At 38.4% G+C, this 17,101-nt stretch carries 17 protein-coding genes and 2 other annotated features (1 of these 19 running past the window's edge); all 17 genes read left to right on the forward strand.

Annotated elements, in window-relative coordinates:
- Window positions 1–165: a binding site (T-box leader), on the forward strand (it extends 59 nt beyond the left edge of the window).
- A 48-nt stretch (window positions 166–213) separates the two neighbouring features.
- The 17 genes from cysE to LRP83_RS18860 all read left to right on the forward strand — a co-directional run bounded on the left by cysE (window position 214) and on the right by LRP83_RS18860 (window position 17,034).
- The gene (cysE, locus tag LRP83_RS18780; RefSeq protein ID WP_230498243.1) at window positions 214–873 is read left to right on the forward strand and encodes a serine O-acetyltransferase; all 660 of its coding nucleotides are present in this window, start codon (window positions 214–216) and stop codon (window positions 871–873) included.
- The gene (gene cysS, locus LRP83_RS18785) at window positions 863–2,263 is read left to right on the forward strand and encodes a cysteine--tRNA ligase (protein ID WP_230498244.1); all 1,401 of its coding nucleotides are present in this window, start codon (window positions 863–865) and stop codon (window positions 2,261–2,263) included. Before cysE ends, cysS begins: the two co-directional genes overlap by 11 nt.
- Complete coding sequence (locus tag LRP83_RS18790) at window positions 2,264–2,692, forward strand: Mini-ribonuclease 3 (RefSeq protein ID WP_230498245.1); 429 nt, start codon at window positions 2,264–2,266, stop codon at window positions 2,690–2,692.
- Window positions 2,685–3,428, forward strand: a complete 744-nt coding sequence (rlmB, locus tag LRP83_RS18795; protein ID WP_230498246.1) for a 23S rRNA (guanosine(2251)-2'-O)-methyltransferase RlmB — start codon at window positions 2,685–2,687, stop codon at window positions 3,426–3,428. The genes LRP83_RS18790 and rlmB overlap by 8 nt, the downstream gene beginning before the upstream one ends.
- A gap of 2 nt (window positions 3,429–3,430) precedes the next feature.
- Complete coding sequence (locus LRP83_RS18800) at window positions 3,431–3,940, forward strand: NYN domain-containing protein (protein ID WP_230498247.1); 510 nt, start codon at window positions 3,431–3,433, stop codon at window positions 3,938–3,940.
- Between the two features lie 72 nt (window positions 3,941–4,012).
- Window positions 4,013–4,663: an RNA polymerase sporulation sigma factor SigH gene (gene sigH / locus LRP83_RS18805; protein ID WP_230498248.1), complete on the forward strand. Its 651-nt coding sequence runs from the start codon at window positions 4,013–4,015 to the stop codon at window positions 4,661–4,663.
- A gap of 127 nt (window positions 4,664–4,790) precedes the next feature.
- A complete protein-coding gene (gene rpmG, locus LRP83_RS18810) occupies window positions 4,791–4,940 on the forward strand; it encodes a 50S ribosomal protein L33 (protein ID WP_230498249.1) in 150 nt (49 codons plus the stop codon).
- Between the two features lie 48 nt (window positions 4,941–4,988).
- A complete protein-coding gene (secE, locus tag LRP83_RS18815) occupies window positions 4,989–5,171 on the forward strand; it encodes a preprotein translocase subunit SecE (protein ID WP_230498250.1) in 183 nt (60 codons plus the stop codon).
- Between the two features lie 148 nt (window positions 5,172–5,319).
- Entirely contained in the window at window positions 5,320–5,853 is a 534-nt protein-coding gene (nusG, locus tag LRP83_RS18820; RefSeq protein WP_230498251.1) for a transcription termination/antitermination protein NusG, read from the forward strand.
- Between the two features lie 172 nt (window positions 5,854–6,025).
- Window positions 6,026–6,451, forward strand: a complete 426-nt coding sequence (rplK, locus tag LRP83_RS18825) for a 50S ribosomal protein L11 (RefSeq protein WP_192654866.1) — start codon at window positions 6,026–6,028, stop codon at window positions 6,449–6,451.
- 110 nt (window positions 6,452–6,561) lie between these two features.
- Window positions 6,562–7,260 carry a 50S ribosomal protein L1 gene (gene rplA, locus LRP83_RS18830; protein WP_230498252.1) on the forward strand — a complete coding sequence of 233 codons (699 nt, stop codon included), beginning with the start codon at window positions 6,562–6,564 and terminating at the stop codon, window positions 7,258–7,260.
- A 79-nt stretch (window positions 7,261–7,339) separates the two neighbouring features.
- Window positions 7,340–7,485, forward strand: a sequence feature (ribosomal protein L10 leader region).
- Between the two features lie 35 nt (window positions 7,486–7,520).
- Entirely contained in the window at window positions 7,521–8,021 is a 501-nt protein-coding gene (rplJ, locus tag LRP83_RS18835; RefSeq protein ID WP_230498253.1) for a 50S ribosomal protein L10, read from the forward strand.
- A 54-nt stretch (window positions 8,022–8,075) separates the two neighbouring features.
- On the forward strand, window positions 8,076–8,435 hold the full coding sequence (gene rplL, locus LRP83_RS18840) for a 50S ribosomal protein L7/L12 (protein ID WP_230498254.1): 360 nt from the start codon (window positions 8,076–8,078) through the stop codon (window positions 8,433–8,435).
- A gap of 96 nt (window positions 8,436–8,531) precedes the next feature.
- Window positions 8,532–9,140, forward strand: a complete 609-nt coding sequence (locus tag LRP83_RS18845) for a class I SAM-dependent methyltransferase (protein WP_230498255.1) — start codon at window positions 8,532–8,534, stop codon at window positions 9,138–9,140.
- A gap of 245 nt (window positions 9,141–9,385) precedes the next feature.
- Window positions 9,386–12,940, forward strand: a complete 3,555-nt coding sequence (gene rpoB / locus LRP83_RS18850; RefSeq protein WP_230498256.1) for a DNA-directed RNA polymerase subunit beta — start codon at window positions 9,386–9,388, stop codon at window positions 12,938–12,940.
- 102 nt (window positions 12,941–13,042) lie between these two features.
- The gene (gene rpoC / locus LRP83_RS18855; protein ID WP_230498257.1) at window positions 13,043–16,642 is read left to right on the forward strand and encodes a DNA-directed RNA polymerase subunit beta'; all 3,600 of its coding nucleotides are present in this window, start codon (window positions 13,043–13,045) and stop codon (window positions 16,640–16,642) included.
- 143 nt (window positions 16,643–16,785) lie between these two features.
- Complete coding sequence (locus LRP83_RS18860; RefSeq protein ID WP_230498258.1) at window positions 16,786–17,034, forward strand: 50S ribosomal protein L7ae-like protein; 249 nt, start codon at window positions 16,786–16,788, stop codon at window positions 17,032–17,034.
- Window positions 17,035–17,101: the final 67 nt, after the last annotated feature.

Genomic DNA, 17,101 nt, shown 5'->3' on the forward strand with positions numbered 1-17,101 from the left:
GCTGAAAGTGGTTTAAGTCAATCATTTCTTGAAGTGCCCCTCTGAGTCCCTAATTAAACGGTTATCCAAGTAAATTAGGGCGGGACCTTCCGTTACAAGGTTTAAGTGAGATGACTTTTTTGTTATCTAATCAGAGTGGAACCGCGCCAATAAAGCGTCTCTGTCTTCGGACAGGGGCGTTTTTTTATTTTTTAAAAAGGAGGGATAAACAGTATGTTTAAAACACTAAAAGAGGATATTGAGGTTGTTTTTGAACAGGATCCCGCAGCAAGAACATATCTTGAAGTGATTCTCACTTATTCAGGATTACATGCGATATGGGCACATCGCATTGCTCATCCTTTATATAAACGGAAATTTTTCTTCATTGCACGTGTAATTTCTCAAATTAGTCGCTTTTTTACCGGAATTGAAATTCATCCTGGAGCCAAAATCGGTCGACGCCTTTTTATTGATCATGGGATGGGAGTTGTTATTGGAGAAACCTGTGAAATTGGCGATAATGTCACTGTCTTTCAAGGAGTAACACTAGGAGGAACAGGGAAGGAAAAAGGGAAACGGCACCCAACAATTATGGATAATGCTTTAATTGCGACAGGGGCAAAGGTATTAGGTTCGATTACCGTTGGAGAGAATTCTAAGATAGGAGCTGGTTCAGTCGTATTGAAGGATGTTCCGCCTAATTCCACAGTTGTTGGTATTCCCGGCCGAGTAGTGATACAGGATGGAATCCGGATTGGTAAGGATCTAGATCATTGCGACCTGCCAGATCCAATTAATGACCGATTAAAAGAATTAGAATTAGAGATTGAAAAATTAAAAATAGAACTAAAGGGAGCAACCCTTGAAAGGAGCAAAGTAAGTGGCCATTAAAATTTATAATACATTAACTAGAAAAAAAGAAGAGTTTGTCCCACTAGAAGAAGGAAAGGTAAAAATGTATGTATGTGGACCTACTGTATATAACTATATCCATATAGGCAATGCAAGACCTGCCATTGTCTTTGATACAGTAAGAAGGTATTTTGAATTCAGAGGCTACGACATAAAGTTCATCTCTAATTTTACCGATGTAGATGATAAACTTATTCGTGCGGCTAATGAGTTAGGATCAGATGTCCCAACAATTGCAGAACGTTTTATCAATGCATACCATGAAGATGTTTCAGCTTTAGGATGCAAAAGAGCTGATGCACACCCAAGAGTAATGGAAAGTATCGATATCATTATAGAGTTTATTAGTAAATTAATTGAGAAAGATTTTGCCTATGAGTCTGAAGGAGATGTATATTTTCGCACTCGGAAATTCGAAGGCTACGGAAAACTTTCACATCAATCTGTAGATGATCTTAGACTTGGAGCGCGTATTGAAGTTGGTGAGAAAAAACAAGATGCCTTAGATTTTGCACTTTGGAAGGCGGCAAAAGAAGGTGAGATTTCATGGGAAAGTCCGTGGGGTAAGGGGCGGCCAGGTTGGCATATTGAATGCTCGGCAATGGCTAAGAAATACTTAGGAGATACAATCGATATCCATGCAGGAGGTCAAGATTTAACCTTCCCACATCATGAAAATGAAATTGCTCAATCGGAGGCTTTCTCAGGTAAGCAATTTGCTCGTTATTGGATGCATAATGGATATATTAATATTGATAATGAAAAAATGTCAAAATCACTAGGAAACTTTGTCTTAGTGCACGATATTATTAAAATGCATAACCCACAGGTATTAAGATTTTTCATGCTATCTGTCCATTATCGTAACCCTATTAACTATAGTGAAGAGCTTTTGGAGAATACAGCAGCTGCTTTTGATCGAATCAAAACTTCTTATGAAAACTTAAAGCATCGCCGTGAAATGAGTGTTAACCTAAATGAACAAAAACAAGAATGGCTAGAAAAAATTGCAGCTTTAAGAAATGAGTTTATTGATGCGATGGACGATGATTTCAATACAGCCAATGCCGTTTCCGTTTTATTTGAGCTTTCCAAACAAGCCAATTATTATTTATTAGAAAAAAATACATCAATTGAAGTGATTGACGCTTTCTTAAAGGAAATGGATGAGTTGGTTACGGTTTTAGGTTTAACCCTTAAAGACGAAGAGCTTCTAGATGAGGACATCGAAGAACTCATTCAAAAGAGAATTGAGGCAAGAAAAAATCGAGACTTCCAGTTATCTGATCAAATTCGCGATCAATTAAAAGAAATGAATATCATTTTGGAAGACACGCCTCAAGGCACACGCTGGAAAAGAGGCTTCTAGATGCTTCCTTATGAACAAGAATTAGATGAAAAACAGTTAAATAGTTTAGCACTTGCCTATATGGGTGATGCGGTCTTTGAAATTTACGTCCGTCATCACCTCTTACAGGCTGGGCAGGTGAAGCCTAATCAGTTACATAAGGAAGCAACTAAATATGTTTCAGCAAAGGCACAAGCAAGTATTCTGTTTCATTTTATTGACCTGGGTATATTAACAGAATATGAAATGGCGGTTGCGAAACGTGGTCGTAACGCTAAATCAGGCTCTGTACCGAAAAATACAGATGTTCAAACCTATCGCTATGGCACCGCCTTTGAGGCCTTGATTGGATATTTATATTTATCAAAAAATGAAGCTCGATTAGAAGAAATTATCGGTATCAGTTTAGTGTTTATTGAAAACAAGGAAGGAGGAATTATTCATGAGTGAAGATCACATAATTGGTAAAAACACCGTATTAGAAGCATTAAAATCAGGTCGAGATATTAATAAAATATTTATCTTAGAAGGTTTACAAAAAGGGGCAATGGCACAAATTGCTCATTTAGCAAATGAAAACAAAGTATTAGTTCAATTAGTACCTAAGAAGAAGCTTGATCAAATGAGTGATGGTAACCATCAAGGAGTCATTGCTAGTGTAGCTGCTTATCAATATTCTGAGTTGGATGATTTATACAAAATGGCTGAAAAAAGAAATGAACCACCTTTTTTCCTTATCTTAGATGAAATAGAAGACCCTCATAATCTAGGGTCGATTATGAGAACAGCAGATGCAGTAGGTGCACATGGAATCATTATTCCGAAACGTCGTGCGGTTGGCTTAACAGCAACTGTGGCAAAGGTTTCAACAGGTGCGATTGAATATATACCTGTAGTTAGGGTTACGAATATAGCCCAAACCATCGATGAGTTGAAAGAACGGGGTCTGTGGATAGCTGGTACTGACGCAAAGGGAAGTCAAGATTATCGAAAGCTTGATGGAGCAATGCCACTCGGCCTTGTTATTGGTAGCGAAGGTAAAGGCATGGGCCGCCTAATTCGAGAAAAATGTGATTTTCTTTTTCATCTCCCAATGGTAGGCCATGTTACTTCGTTAAATGCATCAGTAGCGGCAGCTATTCTAATGTATGAGGTTTACCGAAAAAGACACTCACTTGAGGGATAGGTATGGATATCCTCCTAGTTGATGGATATAACATTATCGGAGCTTGGGCAGAGCTACGGGCTTTAAAGGAGAAGGATTTACCAGCTGCGAGGGATCGTTTAGTAGAAATGATGGCAGACTATCAAGCATTTACAGGGTATCGTGTCATCATTGTTTTCGACGCTCATTATGTCAAAGGCACGGAAAAAAAATATCATAACTTCAAGATAGAAACTATTTTTACGAAAGAGAACGAATCAGCTGACGAACGTATTGAAAAGCTGGCAATTCAATTAAATAATCGAAAAACACAAATTCACGTTGCCACCTCTGATTTTACAGAACAATGGTCTATATTTGGACAAGGAGCGTTAAGAAAGTCGGCGCGGGAATTATTTATTGAGGTCCAAGGAATTGATAATAAAATTGAAAAAAGTGTTCAGAAAATTCAGGAGCAGCGCCCTTTAACGAAAATAAGGCTAAGTTCAGAAGTGGCAGAAATTTTTGAAAAATGGCGCAGAGGAGAGCACTGACTCCCTTGACGCTTGGAAAAACCCTACTGTATAATATTCCTATCTATGCTTGTACGATTGGAGGGATCTATTGTGACTGTCGACTTAAGAACAAAAATCAACGATACATACACCCACCTAGAAGACGAAGAAATCGTTGATTTGGTCCACAAAGGTGAAAGCGAAGCGTTAGATTACCTCATACATAAGTATCGTAATTTTGTTCGTGCAAAAGCTAGGTCATACTTTCTGATCGGTGCGGATAAAGAGGATATTGTACAGGAAGGAATGATCGGGTTATATAAGGCTATACGCGACTTTAAAGAGGACAAGTTAACCTCGTTTAAAGCGTTTGCAGAGCTCTGTATCACAAGGCAAATTATTACAGCAATTAAAACAGCAACAAGACAAAAGCATATTCCGCTTAACTCTTACGTCTCTCTGGATAAGCCAATTTATGATGAAGAGTCAGACCGTACTTTAATGGATGTGATTTCTGGAGCAAAAGTGTTAGACCCAGAAGAATTAATCATTAGTCAGGAAGAATTTGACCAAATTGAATTTAAGATGGCAGAACTACTAAGTGATTTAGAGAGAAAAGTATTAGCTCTTTATTTAGATGGCCAATCATATCAAGAAATTTCAGAAGAGTTAAACAGGCATGTCAAATCCATAGATAATGCTTTGCAGCGCGTAAAGCGAAAGTTGGAGAGATATTTAGAGATTCGGGAGTTCTCCTTGTAATACAACTCCAACTCCAAGGCATTGGTTATGTTTTGTGCTTTTAAAATATTGTGACGATTGTTGACATCCTCTAGGTACCATGTTACATTTTTAAGGATATAATGATAGACTTTAGTAGGTGTCAAAGATGAATAAAAAAATCGTTCTTGCCTGTGAGGATTGTGGCTCCCGTAATTATACAACTCAGAGTAACAAGGAAACGCAGTCAGCAAGACTTGAATTAAAAAAGTTTTGTAAGGTTTGTAATCAACATAGTATCCATCGTGAAACAAAGTAAGTATATAGATAAGGTAATCCTTGTATTCCGATAGTTGGGGGTAAAGAAATGCAATTTATAATCGGTTTTTTACGTGATACTGTTCGAGAAATGAAAAAGGTTAGCTGGCCAAAACGTAAGGAGTTAACTCGTTATACGATTACAGTTATGGCTACCGTTACTTTTTTCGCTATCTTTTTTGCTGTTATCGATTTAGGGATTTCAGAGCTAATTCGACTAGTTCTTGAATAACTCCTGGTAGGTTATGGTATAATGGAAATGAAAGAAACACTCTTGTAAAAACCCGTTTAGCGGGTTTTTTAATTTGGCTTAAAAAATTTTAAAATAAAGTACTCAGATGTAACTTAAGGGAGGGAAAGGACGTTTAAGTCCTCTAACAATGGAAAAGAATTGGTATGTTGTTCATACGTATTCAGGGTATGAGAACAAAGTAAAAGCAAATCTAGAAAAACGCGTTGAGTCAATGGCGATGCAAGATAAAATATTTCGGGTAGTTGTGCCTGAAGAAGAAGAAACAGATTTCAAAAATGGAAAAAAGAAAATAGTAAAAAGAAAAGTATTTCCTGGTTATGTACTAGTTGAAATCGTCATGACAGATGATTCATGGTATGTGGTTAGAAATACTCCAGGAGTTACTGGGTTTGTAGGATCAGCAGGTTCTGGTTCAAAACCAACTCCACTTTTACCAGAAGAAGTTGCGTTTATATTAAAACGTATGGGTGTTGATGAAAAACGAGTGGACTATGACTTTGAATTAGGTGAGACAGTTCAAGTTAAAGAAGGTCCGTTCGCAAACTTCACAGGTACGATTGAAGAGATGGATAAAGACAAGTCTAAGCTTAAGGTTTTAGTTAATATGTTCGGCCGTGATACCCCGGTAGAACTTGATTTTACACAAATTGAAAAAATATAAAACGAAAAAACTTGAAATCATGTTTGAAAAGTGGTAATATTTCATAGGTCAGTATGTCTCAGAAATGGGACGGGACAAAATTGTAAGTTCTTTATTTTCACATAAAGAAATTTGTTGAGTGGGAGGGTAAATACCCTATTACCACATCACGGACTTTAAGGAGGTGTGTCTCGTGGCTAAAAAAGTAATTAAAGTTGTTAAATTACAAATCCCTGCTGGAAAAGCTAATCCAGCGCCACCGGTTGGTCCTGCATTAGGTCAAGCAGGTGTTAATATCATGGGATTCTGTAAGGAGTTCAACGCTCGTACAGCTGATCAAGCTGGTTTAATCATTCCTGTTGAAATCACGGTATTTGAAGACCGTTCATTTACATTTATTACGAAAACTCCTCCTGCTGCAGTTCTTTTAAAAGTAGCAGCTGGAATCCAGTCTGGTTCTGGTCAACCAAACCGTAATAAAGTAGCAACAGTTAAACGTAATACTGTACGCGAGATTGCGGAACAGAAAATGCCTGATCTTAACGCAGCTAGTGTAGAAGCGGCTATGCGTATGGTTGAAGGTACTGCTCGCAGCATGGGTATCGTAATCGAAGATTAATCCATGTAGAAATGATTGTCTGGGGTTGTGGGGTCGAATTAAGTTTCACTCTGCAACCTTTATTCGTGGGAGAATAATTCGTTAATACCACAATCTAGGAGGATTTTAAAATGGCTAAAAAAGGTAAAAAGTATTTAGAAGCTGTAAAGCTTGTAGATCGTACAAAAGCTTATCCAATTGCTGAAGCAATTGAACTTGCAAAGAAAACAAACTTTGCTAAATTCGATGCAACGTTAGAAGTAGCTTTCCGTTTAGGAGTAGACCCTAAGAAAGCTGACCAACAAATCCGTGGAGCAGTTGTGCTTCCAAACGGAACTGGTAAAGTTCAACGTGTATTAGTATTCGCTAAAGGTGAAAAAGTGAAAGAAGCAGAAGCTGCTGGTGCAGATTATGTGGGCGATGCTGAATTCATCACAAAAATCCAACAAGGTTGGTTTGAGTTCGACGTTATCGTTGCAACTCCTGACATGATGGGTGAAGTTGGTAAATTAGGACGCGTATTAGGACCAAAAGGTTTAATGCCAAACCCTAAAACAGGAACAGTTACATTTGATGTAACTAAAGCTGTTAACGAAATTAAAGCTGGTAAAGTTGAATACCGTGTTGACAAAGCTGGAAATATCCACGTGCCAATCGGAAAATCATCTTTCGAAAACGAAAAGCTTGTTGAAAACTTCAGCACTGTTTTTGAAACTATGCTTAAAGCGAAGCCTTCAGCTGCAAAAGGAACATATATGAAGAACGTAACAGTTGCTTCTACTATGGGACCTGGTGTGAAAGTGGATCCTTCAACTGTAACAGTAAAATAATATTGGTTTTTTAAAAAAGCCAAAAACAACCAATTGACAATGATATAACAGCAATATATAATCATATATGTTGTTTAAAAAATATATAACATTTGTACCGTAGACAGTAGGGGCTTTTGCTTAAAAATCCTACCGAGGTTAATTGATAGAATTATGTTCGTATCAAACGACTAATTTATCTGCCTCCATGTCTACAATTGAGCGTGGAGGCTTTTATATGCTCGGTATAAATGTAGTAAGAACTACAGGAGGTGTTATGGATGAGCAGCGCTATCGAATCAAAAAAGCTTATTGTTGATGAAATCGCAGACAAGTTAAAAAATAGTAAATCAACTATTGTTGTTGACTACCGTGGATTAACAGTTGGACAAGTAACTGAACTTCGTAAGCAATTACGTGAGGCAGGAATCGATTTCAAAGTATACAAAAACTCAATGACTCGCCGTGCAGCTGAAGCTGCTGGGTTAGAAGGTTTAAATGCGGCTCTAACAGGCCCTAACGCTATTGCATTCTCTAACGAAGATGTAGTAGCACCAGCGAAAATCCTAAACGATTTCGCAAAAAAGAATGATGCATTAGAACTTAAAGCTGGTGTAATCGAAGGAAACATTGCGACTGTTGAAGAAGTGAAAGCACTTGCTGAACTTCCATCACGCGAAGGTTTACTATCTATGCTACTCAGCGTTCTTCAAGCTCCTATTCGCAATCTTGCTCTTGTTACAAAAGCAGTTGCAGAGCAAAAAGAAGAACAAGGCGCGTAAGTTAAACTTACCTGCACTAACGATATAAAACAACATATAAGGAGGAAACAAATCATGACTAAAGAACAAATCATTGAAGCAGTTAAATCTATGACTGTTTTAGAATTAAACGACCTAGTAAAAGCAATCGAAGAAGAATTCGGTGTAACTGCTGCTGCTCCTGTAGCAATGGGTGGCGCTGCTGTAGCTGCTGTTGAAGAGCAAACTGAATTTGATGTAATCCTAGCTAGCGCTGGCGATCAAAAAATCAAGGTTATTAAAGTTGTACGTGAAATTACTGGCCTTGGACTTAAAGAAGCAAAAGACCTTGTTGATAACACTCCAAAAGCTATCAAAGAAGGCGTTTCTAAAGAAGAAGCTGAAGAAATCAAAGCTAAACTTGATGAAGTTGGAGCTAACGTTGAAGTTAAGTAATCCAATTAAAAAAAAGCTCGCTTAATATAGCGGGCTTTTTTCCTCTATATTAAATTTCTCATATCTCTTCTATTTCACCTCTGGAGGTGACGATGTATGAATGAACACTATTATTCCAAAGAACAAAGTGTTGAAAGCGCACCGAAATTTTTAAACTTTACGCTAAGGGAACAATCGATGCAGTTTAAGACTGATAATGGTGTTTTCTCGAAAGGTGAAGTGGATTTCGGTTCGAAGTTATTAATTGAAACATTTGAATTTCCGAATAGTAATGGGGATTTCTTAGATGTAGGCTGTGGTTATGGGCCGATTGGTCTTTCGCTTGCGAAGGGAGATTCTAGCCGGACTGTACATATGGTTGATGTCAACGAGAGAGCATTAAACTTAGCGGCAGAAAATGCTCAATTAAATCAAATCCATAATGTTGCAATCTATGAAAGTAGTTGTCTTGATCGTGTTGCCAAAAATGATTTTATAGCCATTCTAACAAACCCACCAATACGCGCGGGTAAGAAAATTGTACATACAATTTTAGAGGATAGTTTTAATCATTTGCAAGCTGGTGGAGAATTGTGGGTTGTTATTCAAAAGAAACAAGGTGCACCTTCAGCGATTGAGCTACTCAAGGGGATTTTTGCAGAAGTTGAGGTAGTTGAAAAGAAGAAGGGTTACTTCATCATAAAGGCTACAAAACATTTGACGTAAGTTTATGCCCTATGTTAATATTATAAAATGCCAACATAGTATACTCTGTATAAATTCTAAATTAAACAAACTTTGTATAATTATGGAATTGAACGGGTATGCTAATAAAATAATAGTGTAAATGTGGAAATGTGGTTTTTTAGCTTAAAAACCCTTTTTCTTTTTGTCTTATTGATGCTATTATATCATGCATTAATGAGATTTAATAGATGTAACTATAACGCTTAATTTGAGGGGTGAATCAGTTGACAGGTCAACTAGTTCAGTATGGACGGCACCGCCAACGTAGAAGTTATGCGCGAATCAGTGAAGTTTTAGAATTACCTAATTTAATTGAAATCCAAACCTCTTCTTATCAGTGGTTTCTTGATGAGGGTTTACGTGAAATGTTTCAGGATATTTCACCAATTGAAGACTTTACGGGTAATCTATCGCTTGAATTTATTGATTACAGTCTTGGCGAACCGAAATATTCCGTTGCGGAATCAAAAGAACGAGATGTAACATATTCAGCGCCTTTGCGCGTGAAAGTACGTCTTATCAACAAAGAAACTGGTGAAGTAAAAGACCAGGATGTTTTCATGGGAGATTTCCCTCTGATGACTGAAACAGGTACATTCGTGATCAATGGAGCTGAACGTGTAATCGTATCTCAGCTAGTTCGTTCACCGAGTGTTTATTTCAGTGGGAAGGTTGATAAAAACGGCAAAAGAGGATATTCTGCTACGGTTATTCCTAACCGTGGGGCATGGCTTGAATATGAAACAGATGCGAAAGATGTAGTATATGTTCGGATCGATCGTACTCGGAAACTGCCCGTTACGGTTCTTTTGCGTGCTTTAGGGTTCGGCTCTGATCAGGAAATCACTGAATTGTTAGGAGATAACGAATATCTTCGTAATACTCTTGATAAAGACAATACAGAAAGCACTGAAAAAGCTCTATTAGAAATTTATGAGCGTCTTCGCCCAGGTGAGCCACCTACTGTTGAAAATGCGAAAAGCCTATTAGTATCTAGATTTTTCGATCCTAAGCGTTATGACTTAGCAAGTGTTGGACGTTATAAAATTAATAAGAAGCTTCATATAAAAAATCGTTTGTTTGGTCAACGTGTGGCTGAAACTCTAGTAGATCCTGAAACAGGCGAAATTATTGTTGAAAAGGGTACAGTTCTAGATAGACGTACACTTGATAAGGTTCTACCATACTTAGAGAATAACCATATTGGTTATAAGACTACTCAACCAGTAGGTGGAGTTATTCAAGAGGATGTTACATTACAATCGATTAAAATATATGCACCACACGATGATAGTGAGAAGGAAATTAATGTTATTGGTAATGCATATATCCAGGAACAAGTGAAAAATATTACTCCTGCTGATATCATGGCATCTATTAGTTACTTCTTTAATCTATTACATGGCGTTGGTGACACAGATGATATCGATCATCTAGGTAACCGTCGTTTACGTTCAGTAGGTGAATTATTACAGAATCAATTCCGTATTGGTTTATCTCGTATGGAGCGTGTAGTTAGAGAAAGAATGTCGATACAGGATACAGCTACGATTACACCGCAGCAATTAATTAATATTCGTCCTGTTATTGCTTCTATTAAAGAGTTTTTCGGAAGCTCTCAGTTATCTCAGTTCATGGACCAAACGAATCCATTAGCTGAGTTGACACATAAACGTCGTTTATCTGCATTAGGACCTGGTGGATTAACACGTGAACGTGCTGGATTTGAAGTGCGTGACGTTCACTATTCACACTATGGTCGTATGTGTCCGATTGAAACTCCTGAGGGACCGAACATTGGATTAATTAACTCTTTATCATCATATGCAAAAGTAAATCGATTTGGCTTTATCGAAACTCCTTATCGTCGGGTTGACCCTGAAACGGGTAAAGTTACGGCTCGAATCGACTATTTAACAGCTGATGAGCAGGATAACTATGTAGTAGCCCAAGCGAATTCTCTTCTTGGTGATGACGGTTCATTCTTAGATTCAGATGTTGTAGCACGTTTCCGTGATGAAAACGTAGTTGTTAACCGTGATCGTATTGACTATATGGACGTATCGCCAAAGCAGGTTGTATCTGCTGCAACAGCTTGTATCCCGTTCTTAGAGAATGATGACTCAAACCGTGCCCTAATGGGAGCGAACATGCAACGTCAGGCAGTACCTCTAATGCAACCGGAAGCTCCACGAGTAGGAACAGGAATGGAATATGTTTCTGGTAAAGACTCTGGTGCTGCTGTTATCTGTAAACATGATGGTGTTGTTGAACATGTTGAATCACGTGAAGTATGGGTTCGTCGTGTGAAGGAAATTGATGGTCAAGAGGTTAAAGGTGACCTAGATAAATATAAGTTACTTAAATTTATTCGTTCCAATCAAGGTACTTGCTATAATCAAAGACCGATAGTTGCTGTTGGAAATCATGTAACTAGAGGCGAAATACTAGCAGATGGACCTTCTATGGAATTAGGAGAATTAGCATTAGGCCGTAACGTGCTTATTGGTTTCATCAACTGGGATGGTTATAACTACGAGGATGCCATCATTATGAGTGAACGTCTAGTTAAGGATGACGTATACACTTCTATTCATATTGAAGAATATGAATCAGAGTCTCGTGATACAAAACTAGGGCCAGAAGAAATCACTCGTGATATTCCAAACGTTGGTGAAGATGCTCTTCGTAATTTAGATGAGCGTGGAATTATCCGTGTAGGTGCAGAAGTTAAAGACGGAGATCTATTAGTTGGAAAAGTTACACCTAAAGGAGTAACAGAGCTAACAGCAGAAGAACGTCTGTTACATGCCATTTTTGGTGAAAAGGCTCGTGAAGTTCGCGATACATCTCTGCGCGTACCAAATGGTGGTGGCGGTATCGTTTTAGATGTCAAAGTCTTTAACCGTGAAGATGGAGATGAACTACCACCTGGAGTAAACCAACTCGTTCGTGCTTATATCGTTCAGAAACGTAAAATCTCTGAAGGAGATAAGATGGCCGGACGACATGGAAATAAGGGGGTTATCTCTCGTATCTTACCTGAAGAGGATATGCCTTACTTACCAGATGGAACACCGATTGATATCATGTTAAACCCATTAGGGGTACCATCACGTATGAACATTGGTCAGGTGTTAGAACTTCATCTTGGAATGGCGGCAAGATACCTAAACATTCATGTTGCCTCTCCTGTATTTGACGGAGCCACTGAGGATGATGTTTGGGAAACGATTGAAGAAGCAGGAATGGCGAGAGACGCTAAGACTGTTCTATATGATGGTCGTACTGGAGAACCGTTTGATAACCGTGTATCCGTAGGGGTTATGTATATGATTAAACTTGCCCACATGGTTGATGATAAGCTTCATGCTCGTTCGACTGGACCTTACTCACTTGTTACGCAACAACCACTTGGTGGTAAAGCCCAGTTCGGTGGACAACGTTTTGGTGAGATGGAGGTATGGGCACTTGAAGCTTATGGAGCTGCCTATACTTTACAAGAAATCTTAACGGTTAAATCGGATGACGTTGTTGGACGTGTAAAAACGTATGAAGCAATTGTTAAAGGTGAAAATGTTCCTGAACCAGGTGTACCTGAGTCATTTAAAGTATTAATTAAAGAACTTCAAAGTTTAGGAATGGATGTTAAAATCCTTTCAAGTAACGATGAAGAAATCGAAATGAGAGATACAGAGGATGACGATGATATGCAACAGGCAGAGTCATTTACAATCGCTCCAGAACTAGAAGTGGAACCTGTAAGCATTAAGGATTAACTATAAATTATTTAACAGATGCCAATTAAAGAGCTTCAATTCTTTGATTGGCTCTGATTAATTGCCATTACGGTATATGTAGATCGAAAGGGAGGTAGCCCCTTGATAGATGTTAATAATTTTGAATATATGAAGATTGGTTTAGCTTCGCCAGACAAGATTCGTTCTTGGTCTTTTGGTGAGGTTAAGAAACCAGAAACGATCAATTATCGTACATTAAAACCAGAAAAAGACGGCCTCTTCTGTGAACGTATTTTTGGTCCTACTAAGGACTGGGAATGTCATTGTGGAAAGTATAAGCGAGTACGCTATAAAGGCGTTGTTTGTGACCGTTGTGGTGTTGAAGTAACTCGTGCAAAAGTACGTCGTGAACGAATGGGGCATATTGAATTAGCTGCTCCAGTATCACATATCTGGTATTTCAAAGGTATTCCAAGCCGTATGGGGCTAGTGTTAGATATGTCCCCTCGTGCTCTTGAAGAAGTCATCTACTTTGCATCATATGTGGTAACTGAAATCGGAGACACACCTCTTGAGAAGAAGCAGTTGTTATCTGAAAAAGAATATCGTGCTTATCGTGATAAATATGGTAGTAAGTTCCAAGCGGCAATGGGAGCTGAAGCGATTAAGAAACTTTTACAAGATATAGACCTTCAAAAAGATGTCGGTGCTTTAAAAGAAGAATTAAAGACAGCTCAAGGTCAACGTAGAACTCGTGCGATTAAACGATTAGAAGTACTTGAAGCTTTCCGTAATTCTGGAAATGAGCCTTCATGGATGATTTTAGATGTACTTCCTGTGATCCCGCCTGAATTGCGCCCGATGGTTCAACTAGATGGTGGTCGTTTCGCTACATCTGACTTAAACGATCTATATCGTCGTGTTATTAACCGTAACAATCGATTAAAACGTTTATTAGATTTGGGAGCACCTAGCATCATTGTTCAAAATGAAAAGCGTATGCTTCAAGAAGCAGTAGATGCTTTAATCGATAATGGTCGTCGTGGCCGTCCGGTAACTGGACCAGGTAATCGTCCATTAAAATCGCTTTCTCATATGTTAAAAGGAAAACAAGGACGTTTCCGTCAAAACTTACTAGGAAAACGTGTCGACTACTCTGGTCGTTCCGTAATCGTAGTTGGTCCGAACTTAAAGATGTATCAATGTGGTCTACCGAAAGAAATGGCGTTAGAGCTATTTAAACCATTTGTAATGAAAGAGTTAGTGGAAAAAGGATTAGCTCATAATATTAAATCAGCTAAACGAAAGATTGAAAGAGTTTCATCAGATGTTTGGGATGTTTTAGAAGATGTTATTAAGGAGCATCCTGTTCTATTAAACCGTGCTCCAACACTACACAGATTGGGTATCCAAGCGTTTGAACCGACACTTGTTGAGGGTCGTGCCATTCGTTTGCATCCATTAGTTTGTACAGCGTATAACGCCGACTTTGACGGAGACCAAATGGCTGTTCACGTTCCACTTTCAGCTGAAGCACAAGCAGAGGCTCGTTTACTAATGCTTGCTGCTCAAAACATCTTGAACCCTAAAGATGGTAAGCCAGTAGTAACTCCTTCGCAGGATATGGTATTAGGTAACTACTACTTAACACTGGAAAGAGAAGATGCTATTGGTGAAGGGATGATCTTTAAAGATACAAATGAAGCGCTAATTGCTTATCAAAATGGTTATGTTCATCTTCATACTCGTGTAGCGGTCCATGCAGGATCACTTAATAACGAAACGTTCAATGAAGAGCAGAACCAGAAATTGTTATTAACAACAGTTGGTAAGTTGATTTTTAATGAAATTTTACCTAAATCATTCCCTTACATTAATGAACCAACACAAAATAACCTAGAAGTTGAAACTCCTTCGAAATATTTTGTTGAAAAAGGTGCCAATGTTTTGGCGTTAATTAAGGAAATGCCGTTAGTTGATCCGTTTAAAAAGAAAATCCTTGGAAACATCATCGCCGAAGTCTTTAAACGTTTTAAAATTACTGAAACGTCAAAAATGCTTGACCGTATGAAGGACCTAGGATTCAAGTATTCCTCTAAGGCTGGTATCACAGTAGGGGTTTCAGATATCGTGGTATTAGGGGAAAAGCAAGAAATTTTAACGGAAGCTCAAACGAAGGTAGACAATGTATTAAAGCAATTTAGACGTGGTCTAATTACTGAAGATGAGCGTTATGATCGTGTTATTTCGATTTGGTCGCAGGCGAAGGATAACATTCAAGGTAAATTAATGAAGTCTCTAAGTAAAACGAACCCAATCTTCATGATGAGTGACTCAGGAGCTCGTGGTAATGCTTCAAACTTCACTCAGCTTGCGGGTATGCGTGGACTTATGGCCAACCCGGCAGGACGTATCATTGAATTACCAATTAAATCGTCTTTCCGTGAAGGTCTGACGGTTCTTGAATACTTCATTTCCACGCATGGTGCTCGTAAAGGTCTTGCGGATACAGCGCTAAAAACGGCTGACTCAGGTTACTTAACTAGACGTCTTGTTGATGTTGCCCAAGATGTAATTGTTCGTGATGATGATTGTGGAACTGACCGTGGATTGTTAGTGAGTGCTCTAAGAGACGGTACAGAAATTATCGAGCCTTTAGAAGAGCGTTTAATTGGTCGATATGCACGTAAGTCAATTAAACATCCAGAAACGAAACAAGTGTTAGTTGCAGAAAATGATTTAATCACTGAAGATATTGCAAAAGAAATCGTAACATCAGGTATTGAAACGGTAAATATCCGTTCAGCCTTTACTTGTAACACTCGTCATGGTGTTTGTAAAAAATGTTACGGTCGCAATTTAGCAACTGGTCAAGAAGTTGAAGTAGGTGAAGCGGTTGGTATTATCGCTGCACAATCCATTGGGGAACCAGGTACACAGTTAACAATGCGTACTTTCCATACAGGTGGGGTTGCAGGAGACGATATCACTCAAGGTTTACCTCGTATCCAAGAGCTATTTGAAGCACGTAATCCTAAAGGGCAAGCAGTTATCTCTGAACTTAATGGTGTTGTCGTTTCGATTGGTGAAGGTAAAGACCGTCAACATGAAATCACCGTTCAAGGTGAGATAGAAACACGTACGTACAATGCTCCTTATACCGCTCGCCTTAAAGTGGCTGTCGGTGATAACGTCCTTCGAGGTGGAGAACTTACAGAGGGTTCTATCGATCCGAAGGAATTATTAAAGGTAAAAGACGTAGGCTCTGTCCAAGAGTACTTATTACGTGAAGTACAAAAAGTATACCGTATGCAAGGGGTAGAAATTGGAGATAAGCACGTTGAAGTAATGGTACGCCAAATGCTTCGTAAAGTTCGTGTAATCGATGCCGGTGAAACAGATGTTTTACCAGGATCATTACTAGATATCCACCAATTTACAGATGCCAATGAAAAAGCTTTACTAAAAGGAAATCTTCCAGCAACTTGTCGTCCTGTTCTACTAGGTATTACAAAAGCATCACTTGAAACAGATTCCTTCTTATCTGCTGCTTCATTCCAAGAAACAACACGTGTTCTGACTGATGCTGCAATTAAAGGTAAACGTGATGAATTACTAGGACTAAAAGAAAATGTTATTATCGGTAAACTAGTTCCAGCTGGTACTGGAATGCAACGTTACCGTAAAGCAGAATCTTATTTAAAGAGTGAAACTCCTGAAGAGCCACTTTTAGTTGAATAATCTTTAATAAAAATAACACGGTACCTGTGTTCAATCACAAGTACCGTGTTATGAAAAAAAATAAATGTAGTTGACAATAGTTTTTACAAATGATAATATAGCAAAGGTGTTCCAATTCACCTGATACTTTGGAGGATGTCATAATGTCTTATGAAAAAGTATTACAGGCAAAAGAAGTTATTGTCGGAACTAAGCAAACAGTGAAAGCCTTGAAGGAAGGGAAAGTAAAACACTTGGTAGTTGCTTCTGATGCAGACTCGAAAGTCACATCAAAAGTGTTGCAAGCTGCTAATGATGTTCAAGTTCCTATTTCTTACGTAGATTCGATGAAAAAGCTCGGCAAAGCTTGTGGAATCGAAGTTGCTGCTGCAGCTGTTGCCATACTTTATTAAAAACTGTTTTTGTTGATTGAATGTCATCAAGAACTTTGTTTTTTGCTTTAAAATGAACCACCTGGAT

This window comes from Pseudoneobacillus rhizosphaerae (assembly GCF_917563885.1).
Lineage (GTDB): Bacteria > Bacillota > Bacilli > Bacillales > Cytobacillaceae > Pseudoneobacillus > Pseudoneobacillus rhizosphaerae.